Origin of the sequence: Pantoea ananatis LMG 2665, assembly GCF_000710035.2 — a bacterium.
GTDB lineage: Bacteria > Pseudomonadota > Gammaproteobacteria > Enterobacterales > Enterobacteriaceae > Pantoea > Pantoea ananatis.
The window spans coordinates 190,819-203,401 of sequence record NZ_JMJJ01000004.1 but is presented as its reverse complement, the minus strand read 5'-3'; the positions used below and the strand labels follow the sequence as shown (position 1 = coordinate 203,401).

General features: G+C 47.0%; 11 protein-coding genes, 1 tRNA gene and 2 pseudogenes. 6 read left to right on the top strand and 8 right to left on the bottom strand.

Annotation, left to right across the window (positions count from 1 at the left end; all coding sequences use genetic code 11):
• Positions 1-7: 7 nt before the first annotated feature.
• The gene (locus tag EL29_RS02790) at positions 8-1,699 is read right to left on the bottom strand and encodes a ShlB/FhaC/HecB family hemolysin secretion/activation protein (RefSeq protein ID WP_028714905.1); all 1,692 of its coding nucleotides are present in this window, start codon (positions 1,697-1,699) and stop codon (positions 8-10) included.
• A 1,496-nt stretch (positions 1,700-3,195) separates the two neighbouring features.
• On the opposite strand from EL29_RS02790, the gene EL29_RS02785 reads away from it, so the two are divergent.
• Positions 3,196-3,639: an ECs1072 family phage-associated protein gene (locus tag EL29_RS02785; RefSeq protein WP_013024960.1), complete on the top strand. Its 444-nt coding sequence runs from the start codon at positions 3,196-3,198 to the stop codon at positions 3,637-3,639.
• Positions 3,640-3,727: 88 nt separating this feature from the next.
• Here EL29_RS02785 and EL29_RS02780 read toward each other — a convergent pair whose 3' ends face one another.
• Positions 3,728-5,386, bottom strand: a complete 1,659-nt coding sequence (locus tag EL29_RS02780) for an ArnT family glycosyltransferase (RefSeq protein ID WP_235193293.1) — start codon at positions 5,384-5,386, stop codon at positions 3,728-3,730.
• 747 nt (positions 5,387-6,133) lie between these two features.
• On the opposite strand from EL29_RS02780, the gene EL29_RS02775 reads away from it, so the two are divergent.
• Genes EL29_RS02775 through EL29_RS02765 form a run of 3 tightly spaced genes read left to right on the top strand, consistent with a single transcriptional unit; the run spans position 6,134 to position 8,857 of the window.
• Entirely contained in the window at positions 6,134-6,493 is a 360-nt protein-coding gene (locus EL29_RS02775; protein ID WP_022622579.1) for a GtrA family protein, read from the top strand.
• Positions 6,490-7,401 carry a glycosyltransferase family 2 protein gene (locus tag EL29_RS02770; protein WP_028714904.1) on the top strand — a complete coding sequence of 304 codons (912 nt, stop codon included), beginning with the start codon at positions 6,490-6,492 and terminating at the stop codon, positions 7,399-7,401. The genes EL29_RS02775 and EL29_RS02770 overlap by 4 nt, the downstream gene beginning before the upstream one ends.
• 1 nt (position 7,402) lies before the next feature.
• The gene (locus tag EL29_RS02765; RefSeq protein WP_080695270.1) at positions 7,403-8,857 is read left to right on the top strand and encodes a glucosyltransferase domain-containing protein; all 1,455 of its coding nucleotides are present in this window, start codon (positions 7,403-7,405) and stop codon (positions 8,855-8,857) included.
• Between the two features lie 872 nt (positions 8,858-9,729).
• Here EL29_RS02765 and EL29_RS02760 read toward each other — a convergent pair.
• Complete coding sequence (locus EL29_RS02760) at positions 9,730-10,107, bottom strand: hypothetical protein (RefSeq protein ID WP_235193292.1); 378 nt, start codon at positions 10,105-10,107, stop codon at positions 9,730-9,732.
• 182 nt (positions 10,108-10,289) lie between these two features.
• Between EL29_RS02760 and EL29_RS02755 the strand changes: the two genes are divergently transcribed.
• Positions 10,290-10,427 (top strand): hypothetical protein, encoded by a 138-nt coding sequence (locus EL29_RS02755; RefSeq protein ID WP_155250602.1) that lies wholly within the window; start codon positions 10,290-10,292, stop codon positions 10,425-10,427.
• A gap of 132 nt (positions 10,428-10,559) precedes the next feature.
• On the opposite strand, the gene EL29_RS02750 is transcribed toward EL29_RS02755, so the two are convergent.
• Both EL29_RS02750 and EL29_RS02745 read right to left on the bottom strand, forming a co-directional pair.
• The gene (locus EL29_RS02750) at positions 10,560-10,796 is read right to left on the bottom strand and encodes a DUF4282 domain-containing protein (RefSeq protein WP_024471184.1); all 237 of its coding nucleotides are present in this window, start codon (positions 10,794-10,796) and stop codon (positions 10,560-10,562) included.
• Positions 10,797-10,883: 87 nt separating this feature from the next.
• Positions 10,884-11,096: pseudogene (locus EL29_RS02745) on the bottom strand (terminase small subunit); the annotation flags it as partial.
• A 20-nt stretch (positions 11,097-11,116) separates the two neighbouring features.
• Between EL29_RS02745 and EL29_RS02740 the strand changes: the two are divergent.
• Positions 11,117-11,554, top strand: coding sequence for a hypothetical protein (locus tag EL29_RS02740; protein WP_024471185.1), 438 nt, complete (start codon positions 11,117-11,119; stop codon positions 11,552-11,554).
• Here the strand turns inward: EL29_RS02740 and EL29_RS23020 are convergent.
• From EL29_RS23020 to EL29_RS02730, 3 genes and pseudogenes are all read right to left on the bottom strand, one after another.
• A pseudogene (locus tag EL29_RS23020) lies at positions 11,553-11,672 on the bottom strand (integrase arm-type DNA-binding domain-containing protein); the annotation flags it as partial. The gene EL29_RS02740 and the pseudogene EL29_RS23020 overlap by 2 nt on opposite strands.
• Before the next feature lie 164 nt (positions 11,673-11,836).
• Positions 11,837-11,913 (bottom strand) — tRNA-Arg (locus tag EL29_RS02735).
• Positions 11,914-12,007: 94 nt separating this feature from the next.
• A complete protein-coding gene (locus tag EL29_RS02730) occupies positions 12,008-12,511 on the bottom strand; it encodes a DUF1198 family protein (protein WP_028714903.1) in 504 nt (167 codons plus the stop codon).
• Positions 12,512-12,583: the final 72 nt, after the last annotated feature.

Below are 12,583 nucleotides of genomic sequence, written 5' to 3'. Positions count from 1 at the left end.
CAAGGCATCATAGTTCGACGTTAATGCTGAATCCTGCTGTCGCACCTGAGGTATGAAAACTGTCGGGTTTCATCAGCGGAATGCCAGCAAACAGGTCGTAACTTACGCGCCTTATCAGTGTGCCTCTGATGCCCGCTGCGGCGCCCACCAGTTGATGTCCAACCAAATAACGCGTGCCTGGCCCATCAACGCGACCGTAATCCGCTGCAAGATAAAATTCATGGCCACTGGTAAAAACGTTCCAACCCAACTCATTTCGCCAGATAAGGCCTTTTTCCCCAGACAGCATCTGCTCGCCGTCAAAACCGCGAACCGAATAACGCCCGGCAATTGCCAGCCTTTCCTGAGGCGTGAGCGCACTACTACTCCACTGCCCACGCAGCGTGGTGTAATAGCGTAACGGCTGATTTAGCAGCGAGAAGGGTTGGTTAAGGCCAATGTCCCCAAATAACATGCCCGCACGTGCGCTACCGCTTTGAGTCGCCTCTTCTGGTGCCGGTGTTGCCCCCCAGGCACCGGTGCCGTGCCGCCAGTTGATACTGCCATCCAGCGTGGCACTGCCCAGATAAGTGCGCTGGCTTAATCCCAGCTCCCAACCGGCTGTTCGCCGCCGCTGTTGATCAATATCAATATCATTAACGGCGTTTGAGGAACGACGGCGATAAGTGCGTACATTGAGCGTGGTTTTATTGGACTGGTCGCGGTACAGCAGTCTTGATATCGTCAATACGACGCTTTCACTTTTACCGTCATAGCTCAGGATTTCGTTCGCGTTAGGGATATTCTGGTGATAGGTGTAATCGTTATAGTTTGCCGAGAACGCCCAGTAGCCAACGGGGAAAAAGTAATTCACCGCCTGGGAATGGTTACCAAAGGGTCCCTGCTCGAACATATTTTTTCCGAAGCTGGCATAAAACAGATCGTTCTGGGCCAGAGGGGAATCGACGGCCAGGGTAGCCGTTCCCAAATAGCGGCCGGTGCTTTCAGAACCGCTGTCATCAAGCCCGATGTTCAGCCGGACGGGACGCGATTCCTGCCAGTTCACCACGAGATCACTGGTGGATTCCTGTTCGCCGGGGACAATTTTGATATCCGCTGCCGCACTGGGAACACGCTTGAAATTCTCGAGTCCCTGCTCGACATCACGCAGATTGAGGATGTCACCGCGAGAAGCGGGCACGGCATTCCATAACCGACCGCGCCATGATACGTCCTTGTTGAAGCGAACGTTTGCCACTCTGCCCGGCTGGATCGTGAGCGTCAGTGTGCCTTTGGTCAGATCCTGCTCCTGAGCCATGACGCGCGTGGTGACATAGCCTTTAGCCAGGATCGCATTTTGGACTTTTTTGATTACCAGCATAATGCCCTGCCCGCCCAGGCAGCGCCCTCTGGCGTCAGCTACGGCATTCAAGGCCCATTGAAATTGTTGTGATGCATCCCCCTGTAGCGCAATAGTGCTAATGACAAAGCAGGGGTTTTCATCAGAGGGGTAATCCGGCAGGGCAGCGTCAGGACGCTCAAGACGAATATCCGCACGCGGCGCATTTTGCTCACGCAGAATACGCGCACGTTCCAGCTGGCGCTGTTGCTCATTTGCGTCGATACCCGTAGCCGTATTTAAGACTTCGCCATCTGCCGCTGAAACAGGCAAAGGTAAGAGTGCTCCTGTCAAAAACAACAGCGCGGGCACACCGCCCATAAAACCACAGGCAATGAGAAAAGTCCTTTTAACGTTAACTTTCATTCTGTAAATCGTAATGATATGTAACAAAGGCACGCATTATTCATGCCGTAAAATTAAAAAACAAGCCATGAGTTAAGAGTTATTGATGAGTGAATCCCGCCAGACTGGGTTTTCAGGGCGATCTGCAGGAACATTCAGAGTGATCCATTGCCTACATCAAAAAATTAAATTATCTTTTATTTACATTGAGTTATCTTGATTTTTCACATAATTTCCAGTCCACAAAAGATCCAGAAAATTGAGTTCATGTATGAGGTAGCTTACCGATTCAGACGCGTGCCTTATTTTTTTCTAATGTAAAACAGACGTAAATCCTGCCTTAACTCTGTTTTAACGAAGATTAAAAATGCCAGCGATCTGTTCAGATCCTAGCCGTAATAACCGAGTCGCCCATTACGCAAAGATTTGATAGGAAATATTCTTTTTACCCTGCATGGCAAAATAAATCTGTTCGCCTCAGGTGATCGTTCTGCTGTATAAAAAGTTTATCGGAAAAACAGATTGCTCTGTTTAGCTTTAGCCTGGCACCGTTTAAAAGAGAATGTATTTAACTGACAATACAGGATAACACGAGGCGTTTTTTTAATTTTCACTTTGTTAATAAATAAGGGTAATTAGCGAGAAGCAAATCAACATGACGATTGTCCCTTAATCATCACCTGCGGATAATTTATAACTTTCGCCGTGATAACTCACCCAAGTCGCACTAAAATATTTCCTGCCCCCTAAAACTTATTTACCCAGCCTTGCCTCCGTGCAATAAGCACATTCACGTGACCGTTTAAAAGGGCAACCACGTGATGAGACCAATGTTAGTGCGGACATGGAGAGCCCTTCCGGGCACGCGATTTCACTGTACCTGTTTCCTGATACAGCTACTGCGCGAATGCGAGGAACACAGGGTGAAAAAGGCAGACATCATTTTTACGCCTTCTTCTACATTCAGAATGTGACAGCCATTTCAGGAATGGCATAGCAATATTTTCCATGGCTTTATTAACAGTATGTACTTATTTATCCACCAGCCCTATGATTTGGCTGTGTCACCTGGACACGGTGGAGGTCGATATGAGAAATTTCGGTTTCGTCGTTCTTGGTTTGGTTGGTTTCTCTGCATTCAGCGTTGCTTTTTGCACACTTTGCTTAACCACTGCCGGTGTGTTGCATTAATCGTACCTGAAATCGTACCTGAATCCCCCCGACATGGCCCTTGTGGCCATTTTATTTTTTAAATGTTTAACGTTAACGCCATCACCTTGCCTTCTTCGCTTGCTAAAATTGTCATAATAAAACGCCCCTTTGCAGGACACTTAGCGACAGCATGTTGGAGACAAAATTAAATGCTGTCTTTTTTTAGGGTCAAATGCGGCTGATTATGCTTGTGGCCTTTGCCGCGCGTGTTCCTTCTGCTAACGTTGTTATGAAAATGACAATTTCAGACAAGGCAAGCTATGAATCAGTATGACAACCTCTGGAATGCTATCGAGACGCGCGTTAAGCAGAATAATGATGCCACGACGCTGGATATGGGCAATTCCGAAAATGTTTTTGTGAATCAAATCAGGCAACGGACAGCACAGATTTTCATTCTTGAAATCATTCTGGACAAGCATCGCAAACAATTTGGTACGCGCTATTTTCCCTTGTCGGGAGATGAAGCGCTTTATCATCTGATCTTCACGCGTACAAACTGGTTACCCGCGCAAATCAGAACGCTTTCGCTTTCCGATGCCCTGTTTGTTATTGCTGAGCTGTTTCGTGACGGTAATCTTCAGGAAGGCGTAAAAAACTTTCTAGGCACCCAGGGGCTGCGCAATGTCTCCTATTCTGTAGATGAGTTCTCTGACAGAGACTGGGCACCAAAAGAAAATGAAGTTCATCTGTCGCTTCCCTGAGTGCAGATTTTACTGAAATAGCCGATGTAACGAATCGTCACTCGCCTGCAAAATGACCTCAGGCGAGTTAAGCATGAAAAATACTGGCTTATCTGTTCAGTCGATAAAGTTGGTAATTCTCTTCGTTATCCGCAGGCCGCTCCCCTTGCCAGACCAACGTCCCGTCGACAAACTCCTCAGGATGTCTTTTATCATGTTGCAGGAGTAGCCAGTTACAGCGGTAGGCGCCTCTGTGCTTCCCTTCTCGCAGCGTTACCAGCCCATCGTAATATTCCAGTAAAGCCCGTTGTGGTTCGCCAAGATGCCGGCTCGCGACACATTCATCCCTTGGCAACCATGCCCGCAGCGGGAGAAAAACATCAGAATAACGCTTGGTGTAATCCAGATACGGCATGCCCAGCGTCATGGCCAACACCCAGCACAGCGTGATGCAACTGGTAAAAATTGATAAGGGACTTTCCCGGCAGGTGCGATTCAAAAACACCAGCCCGCTCAGCAATAAAGTAGCCAGTAATGCTGCTGCAAACATCACTGATGAAATCTGAGGCGTAAATCCGGGCGCACCCTGTGCCACCCATTTATTCCACAGTGGCGCAGGCCAGCCGGTCATCAGGATGATACCCGCTCCCCACATCACCGTTGGAAGCAGGCAGAATAAGCCGAGTGCGCATGGCCGCAACTTTATCGTCCAGAGGGTTTTCTGCTGACAGGTACCTGCTGCCAGTATGGCCAACGGCAGAAGCAGCGGCATGGCGTAAAGCTCCCGCGCGTCAGATGCACTCGACAGAGTGACAAAACCGGCTAAAAAAAACGTTACCAGCACCATTGCGGATGCGCTGATGCCAGTTTTCCAACTGCGCCAGAGCCACCACGCAGCCATCGGCAATGCAGGAAAGGCATACCAGGGAAGCAGTTTAAAGTAAAAGAAGTGTTTCGCTTTAGGCCCGAGCTTAGCGGTACCGTCAAAACGGCCAAAATTATTGACCAGTAGCCAGGTTGAAAACAGCTTTTCAGAACGCATCCAGAGCGCATACAGCCACGGCACTACCAGCGGGCAAAAGACCAGAAACGCGATAGCACAAAAAACGATATAGCGTCTGCTACGAAACGCTGTATTCATCAAAGGTAACGTCAGCGCTGTCAGTCCCAATATGCCCGGGCCGAGAAGCCCTTTAGAGAGAAACATCACCGCTGCGCCAATGCCCAGTATCGCGCCACCCAGCACATGGCGGCGAATCCCCAAAATGAAACCATAAATGCCAATAGCGCCGCCTGCCAGCAACGCGGTATCGGTAATCATTTGGTGTGCCCGGACAGGAAAGCCCAAACAGGCAAACAGGATAAGCACCGCCCAACGGCCAGCCCCTTTGCCATAGAGCTCACGGGAAGTCATTGCGATAGCGTAACAGGCAAGACTAATAAACAGGCCCGTTGTCAGACGTGCCGCATCGGGCTCACCCAGGACCGGGCTGAACAGCCTGAGGAAGAAAGAGGCCACAACAAAGTAGAGCGGCGGCTTTTCCATAAAAGGTTCGCCGGCCAGGGTTGGCACAACCCAGTCCCCACTCTGGGCAATGTGGCGAATCAACCCAAAGGTATAGGCTTCGTCAGGCTTCCACGGTTCATGGCCCACCAGCCCCGGCAGCAGCCAGCAGGCGAAAATAACCAGGCATAGTAAGAGTGGGATTTGCTGTGACGCGGGTAAAAAAAGTCGATGACGGTAAGCGTACGTGTCACTTATGTGCATTGAAGTTCGCGGTAAATATGACTCCGGACCTGCCGCCCGCGGAACAGGAAAGACTCTCTGGAAGTTACGGGTATTCACGATTAACGCGCCTGCCTTGCCTGCTTTTTAAACTCTGAATTCGGCTATGTCTGTTGCGGTCTTTAAGGCACGGTTTTTCATAGCATTATGCCGTTTCAGCTTGCTCTCACCGTTATTCCTTCATTGACTTTCCCTACCCTGAATGCCGCATCACTTCCTATGCGTTTTAAGATGTGACAGATAGGTTAGACATGAGTATTCAGAAGGTGTGCCTTTAAACATCTGACAGCAAATAAGATAAGGAATGGGGAATAAACAGCGCATCAACGTATTCTGTATAGCGATAACGTCTCATTTGTAGAGAGTAGAAATGAATTTAGGGTCAGGCTGACGTTAATGCGCAGGGGGCCAAACACAACGGACCAATCTGGTTGCATACGCAACACGCACAGGCATTTGAGAGATAAAATGACCAGGTTAAGCCTTCAATTTCGCGCTGACAGGCATTTATGTCCGAAACGACTTAAAAAAACCTGTCAGGGTTCAGCACAGTATCTCCGTTTGTCGCCACATCCGGCCTTGAACCGGCCAGAGTCTCTCCCCTTCAGGTTCCTGTGCTCATGCCATCTCTACCGCTTAATGGACCTGACTGATTGTTTTTTTCCTCAGAGATTTGTTGCCTTGTGGCTCAGGATGGATAAGATCGGCTGACTTAAAACGGTGGTGATAATGATAAAGCTCTTCTCAAAATACTTCTCGGTTGGGATCCTCAACACATTGATTCACTGGGGCATATTCTCGATCCTTTATGCAACAGGCTCCTCACAAACCCTCGCGAATTTTGGGGCTTTTTGTGTTGCTGTAACGTTTTCATTCTTTGTAAATGCAAAGTGGACATTTAATGCAGAAGCATCAACGATTCGTTACATGATATATGTCCTGTTTATGGGATCCGTCGCCTCACTGGTGGGTTGGATTTCGGATAAAAGCATGCTTCAGCCGCTTTACACGCTGATCATCTTCTCTTTCATCAGCCTCATTTGTGGCTTTTTATATTCAAAGTACATCGTTTTCAGAGATGCCAGATGAAAATATCGCTGATTGTTCCTGTTCTTAATGAAGAAGACGCTATTCCCGTGTTTTATAAAACGGTGCGTGAATTTGAGGCGTTGAAACAGCACACCATTGAAATCGTTTTTATAAATGACGGCAGTAAAGATGCAACAGAATCTATTATCAATGCGCTTTCGGTTTCAGATCCTCTGGTCGTGCCGCTGTCCCTTACCCGCAACTTTGGTAAAGAACCTGCTCTTTTCGCGGGATTAGAGCATGCTACGGGTGATGCTGTTATCCCTATTGATGTTGATTTACAAGATCCCATCAACGTCATTCCTTTATTGATTGAAAAATGGCAGGCAGGTGCGGATATTGTTCTGGCTAAGCGCATCGACAGGTCTACTGATGGGCACCTGAAAAGGAAGACGGCGGAATGGTTTTACACCTTACATAATAAAATCAGTAACCCGAAAATTGAAGAAAATGTAGGTGACTTTCGCCTGATGTCACGGGACGTGGTTGAGAATATTAAGAAGATGCCAGAGCGGAACCTCTTCATGAAAGGGATTCTTTCATGGGTTGGCGGCAAGACGGAGGTAATTGAGTATGCCAGAGCCGAGCGTGTCGCTGGCGATTCAAAGTTTAATAGCTGGAAGCTGTGGAACCTGGCTCTTGAAGGCATAACCAGTTTCTCAACCTTTCCGCTACGTATGTGGACGTATATTGGCCTGCTCGTGGCGAGCTTCGCGTTTTTGTATGGCGCATGGATGATCGTGGATAAAATCTGGTTTGGCAACAGTGTTCCCGGTTACCCTTCGCTTTTAGTATCAATACTCTTTCTTGGTGGCGTTCAGCTCATTGGTATCGGTGTATTGGGCGAGTATATCGGAAGAATATACATAGAGAGTAAGAACCGACCACGTTACATCATTAAAAAGTGAGATGGAATTTCAAATGATTTGTAAAAATGATAAAAAAATGCTCGCCCTGTATGCAGGTTTGGCGTTGCTATTCATCTATCCTTTGATTCAGGCGGGCGTATTTTATCGGGACGATTTAGACAGAGCGATTACAGGCCAATATGGCTGGCGTGGACTAGGTCGGCCGATGGCCGATATCCTAATGAAAATATTATCCGCGAGCGGCCACTATAATCTTGATCTGTTCCCTTACACCATGATCGCATCATGTCTCTTCATCGGTGCCGCATCACTGATGTTGAGTAAGCACCTTGTCAAAATGGATGTCCCCAATGAAAAGCTGGTCGCAGCCCTTCTGATCTTCAACCCCTTTTTTTTGCAGAACATAGCTTATCGATACGATTCCCTGGGCATGTCCATCGCTTTTTTTCTTGCTGTGGCCGCTTATACCTACAGCAGCAGCAGTCAGATACGAGAATATTCAGTTAAAGTGATTGCAGGCGTATTATCACTTACGCTGTATCAGCCTTGTGCCAATATTTTCATCGCCTTACTTGCCATTGACATTGTCATTCTGGCTGTCAAAAGCGAATTAACTGTGGCTGGGATGTTTAAAACCATAGTGAATAAAGCATCATTATTTATTGGTTTTTTCCTGGTTTACATGCTTTTTTTTGCATCTAAAAAGAACTCCCGCGCAGAGCTTATTCACCCCAACCAAGAGGGGTTCGCGCATCTTTTGAACACAGTCGTTGCGCTAAAAGAATTAATCCTCTCCTACTTTTACGGTCCGGTTTATATTTACTTTCTTATTCCTGTCGTAATCGCATTTTTGCTGATGTTATATAAATTTCGGCAGCAAAAGAGCAAAAGCCTTGCTGTAATACTTTACTGCACAGTCGCATTTTTCATCTTCCTTGTGTCGCTTATGGGGCCCACCATTTTACTTGTGGATGCGCCTGTTGCCCCCCGCGCCATTGTTTCTTTTTCTACTTTGCTGGTCATGATTGCGGTTCCTGTTGTCTTTTTTTCGCCGCGTCTCAGATATATATCGCTCATCCCTGTCATTACCGCCATCGCATTTAGCGCTCAATTGAGCAGCGCGCTTAAGTCACAGCGGGAATATGAAGACCTTATCTTCAACATGGTTACTCGGGATCTTATCAATATAAAGAACATCCACTCAATAGGTACTGTGGGTCAAATCAACATTGATGAACGAGCAAAGCTTTTAATGGAAAATAAACCGCTGATAGGACATTTCCTTAGCCCTGCCTCTCAGTTTTTGGCCTCTTTCCAGCTAATCAATAAAGGGTTTACCCAAACCACGCATGGTTACGGCAATGAAGACGACAATCATCAACTGCTGCAGAAAATGCTGCAAAAGGGCATAAACCCTGTCATTGCCAATTCGGCGTACTCTCTCTACGTTGAGGACGGAACTGCCATTGTGAAGCTGGGGGGCGGTGCTCAGTAATGTTGGATGGTTAATCCCTTCCCCATAGCCGATTAGGGCTGTGGGGAAGAACCGAGCGATGCTGTATCTGATATCCTGCAGGCGGCGCCCATCGTCATATTCGCCTTCGTGAATTCATCTTCACAGGTCAGGCAATTAATCCGATGGTCAATTCATGTCACTAACTCTCTGAAAGGCAGCATTTGAGATCGCGTACCTGCGGCAACGTTACCGGCCAAAGCCCTCAGCTCAGGCCTCACGACGCGTATTGATGAACGATTCGCCGGAAAAACGCCTGTTCATCAAGATGTGCTCAGGTTGTTGATAAGATATGGCTAATATCGGGATGTATGAGTCAGAAGGGAGCAGGTCAAACTGGCAGCAATGTCTCTGACGAAAATTTTTGCCTTAAGATTGTTTTTGCGTGCACCTGTTGACCCCACGGCATTTACAGTAAAAGGTGTGGTTGACTCCAGACGGCAAGTCAGTGCTTTTTTTTCTGCGGCAGCATTCTCTCGGGCAACACTTGTCAATGCCTGTGATAACGCGAAAGGCATCTGTTTGCTCAGTGACCTAAGCTGAGATTTAAGGTCTTTTAAAGCGGCCATAAACCCTCAGTTTTACTGCTTTGACAATCCACAAAAAAGCTATTTAGGCTGTCTGAATGAGTTCATTTCCACGATTCATCTGTGTGACACCATTATTCATGGCGTTGATGAGGTTGATTTTAAGCACGAAAAAATGTAGAAGATTAGCGTCCTATATAAGCTGTCAGAAAATATAGGACGCTTAGTTCTAATAAAATCCTAATGACAAATTAATTCTGCCACTTTTCAATTATTACATTAACTGTGCCTGAGTTATCTGCTCGCTGCCAATCTTGAAGATACAAATCAAAACCACCACCTTGTGGAAATGCATGGATGAGCGATGAAGCCTGAAGCCTGAAGCCCGTCATTATTCAAACCATAAAAACTTACAGCAGCGGTTTTATCTGTAGTTGTCGTACGATCATAGGTCATTAATGCAGCGGATTTAGAATTCGTATTTCCTGACTGGCCAGTAGCATAATCTACCCCAGCTGAATTCGGGTCAATACGGAAGCGATAAACACCTGAAGCCACATTAGTTTCATTGTAAACACTACCACCGGGGATTGTATTATTAAACCCATCCAATGAAACAGTTTTATAAGGCTGCCAGTCAGCCATAGCTGAAAAAGATGCGATCACAGAAACTGCTACGATAGAGGCTTTTACTAATTTAAACATGATTTAATTTCCTTTGGTGAGTTAACTAGCCTCTTATATATATCGACATTAAACTCAGTTGTTAAGCTGACAAATTTTACTGGTCAACTACACAACAAAACACCATTTTGGACTCGGAAATCCTAAAAGTGGCATGTACGTATCATCACTTCTTTGCTCTGCCCTAAAACCGTGCGCCTTTTTTGGCGAAAGCTGATGCCGCCCAAAAAAAAGCCAACGTCAGCTTCGGCAAGGTGCGCATGGTCTGGATTGTGCAGCCGCCCTTCTGGGCTAACTATCTGATCCTGAACTCAATTGTCTGTTTTCATTTGCCGGAGTGAGAGATATATGGCTTGAATTCCTCCATTAGCTCAATGGGTGGCATTGGTCGGCCATTCACTGCAATCTCTGGCAAATGTTACTTAAGTAGAATTACGACAATAAAAAACCGCCCGGAGGCGGCTTGACTGCTGTCATTTTTTTTCAAGCGATTCCGCTATTCGACGCAGATATTCGTTGTTTTTGAACGATACCATGATGCTCTCGAAGAAAACCCTCGCAAATACAGCCATCAATAGAAGTATTAATCCCGCTCCATTGACGCCTCTTGTGAAGAAAGTAATCACAGCAGCAATCGAGAGTAACGCAACTGTAACAAGGTAAAGAGCAGTGATAATTTTTGGCGTAATTAACTTATCGAATCCAAACATTAAATAATCTTCCTGATTAAAAGAGGAATAATCCTAATGTGTGTGGCATTATATTTCAACCTATCATCATCTGGCGCAGTCGTAAATGCGCCTTGTATAGTCTGCATTTACCTCTACCCTTTCGTTGCGCTCTGGTCTAATGTCGATGATAACTTCCGCAATGTCTGGTTTTGTGAGGTTTTCACTGCCAATCTTACGGGCGGTGTTATCGCTATACCCAGCCCAAATAGCAGCTTGCGTAGCGTTCAAATCGATGAGGTACTCGCGACAGAACGTTTCTTGTTTATCGGTGAGTGCCACTTTAATTCCAAGGATTGAATATGTCTGATGTAATTAAGCGCACGTCTAAAAACGCCGGTGATGCGGGTGAGTACTATGTTGCTTATATGCTATCAAGACTGGGCATTAGTGCGGCACTAACTACCAGTGGATCAAGTGCAGTTGATATTATTGCCACTATTGATGGCTCTAAAAGCATCAGCATTCAGGTTAAAGGCTCATGGGCCAGAAGCGCTCCACGTCAATGGACAGTCGGAAATCATAGGCCAATCGTATCGCCGGATTTTTTTTACGTTTTATGCAATATGTCTGAAGATATCGGAAACAATGCCGCTCCAGAGATATTTGTCGTCCCGAGCGCATCCATAAACGATACTTCGACCTGGCACCACAAAGTTCCTTTATTCAAAATAGCTAAAGGCGAGGACGAAAGGTTTAAGGACAGATGGGATTTTATCTTGAATGCTCTTGAGGCATGAGTCGCCAGCTTTCGGCTCCGTTTGGAAATATTTCAATATACATACCACCACCATCCGAAAGTTTGTATGACTTTTCTTTTGGCTTCGCAGAGTCGATTTGGCGGGCTGTTAGCTTCATTTGGGGGCATCATTTCCATTGAACCTGTCGATGCCCCCTGTCGTGCCCCCATATTGGATAAGAACGCAATAGGTGACCTTGGCCCGAAATGGACCAGCTAAAAGATTTATATTCTGATTTTTAAGGAAAAAGTAGACTTTAAGGAATGCAAATAGAAGAGAAGGTGGCGCGCCCTACAGGATTCGAACCTGTGACCTACGGCTTAGAAGGCCGGTGCTCTATCCAGCTGAGCTAAGGGCGCGGAGAGGTTGGGTCGAATTATACGGTTGAACGCTGTTACGTCAACGTTTTTGCCGCTGAGGCGCGGCGAGTGCCCAGGTAATAACCAATTTGCGCTAATGACGGTCGCGCCAGGCGCTGAGCGAGACCAAATTGCTTGCTTCTGTCGTTTCCCCTTCCAGCTCAACGCCCTGCTGCGTGACGCGCGCGTTGTATTGCTCGCGAAGCGCATTCAGCTCCTGGCTGTCGGGCTCTAACTGGCGCAAAAAGCCCAGTGCCAACAACAGTTGCTGTCGGGTAAGCGTGGCAGAGAAACCGGCTCGGGTTAGCACGCTGTGCCAGCGCCAGGTATTTTCATCGCTGCCATCCACAATCAGCACCTGCCAAATCAGCAAAACCGCCGCGCCGTTGTTTAAGTGCGCTTCGTTATCACCCGCGATGTAATCAGTAAACTCTTTCGCCGCCTCTTTACCCATCTGCGACAGCATCGATTCAACATGGACCGGCGGCAGTTGCAGGCGCTTGCTGAGTGCCTGTGCGGCATGGCGTGAACCGGCGGTCAGCAACTGAAATCCTACAACAAATACAACAGCCAGAGTGGCAAGCATTAACCAAATCATCACGTCATCCAGTAAGGTCCCTGTCTGGCATCATAAGCGTTAACCCACACTTTCGTCACGGCGAAATGTCGT

What these genes read in the sequence shown, in the direction of transcription:
- EL29_RS02750 (WP_024471184.1), bottom strand. Translation starts at nt 10,796, where the DNA reads ATGTTTGGATTCGATAAGTTAATTACGCCAAAAATTATCACTGCTCTT.
- EL29_RS02730 (WP_028714903.1), bottom strand. Translation starts at nt 12,511, where the DNA reads ATGATTTGGTTAATGCTTGCCACTCTGGCTGTTGTATTTGTTGTAGGA.
- EL29_RS02790 (WP_028714905.1), bottom strand. Translation starts at nt 1,699, where the DNA reads ATGGGCGGTGTGCCCGCGCTGTTGTTTTTGACAGGAGCACTCTTACCT.
- EL29_RS02775 (WP_022622579.1), top strand. Translation starts at nt 6,134, where the DNA reads ATGATAAAGCTCTTCTCAAAATACTTCTCGGTTGGGATCCTCAACACA.
- EL29_RS02770 (WP_028714904.1), top strand. Translation starts at nt 6,490, where the DNA reads ATGAAAATATCGCTGATTGTTCCTGTTCTTAATGAAGAAGACGCTATT.
- EL29_RS02785 (WP_013024960.1), top strand. Translation starts at nt 3,196, where the DNA reads ATGAATCAGTATGACAACCTCTGGAATGCTATCGAGACGCGCGTTAAG.
- EL29_RS02780 (WP_235193293.1), bottom strand. Translation starts at nt 5,386, where the DNA reads ATGCACATAAGTGACACGTACGCTTACCGTCATCGACTTTTTTTACCC.
- EL29_RS02760 (WP_235193292.1), bottom strand. Translation starts at nt 10,107, where the DNA reads ATGTTTAAATTAGTAAAAGCCTCTATCGTAGCAGTTTCTGTGATCGCA.
- EL29_RS02740 (WP_024471185.1), top strand. Translation starts at nt 11,117, where the DNA reads ATGTCTGATGTAATTAAGCGCACGTCTAAAAACGCCGGTGATGCGGGT.
- EL29_RS02765 (WP_080695270.1), top strand. Translation starts at nt 7,403, where the DNA reads ATGGAATTTCAAATGATTTGTAAAAATGATAAAAAAATGCTCGCCCTG.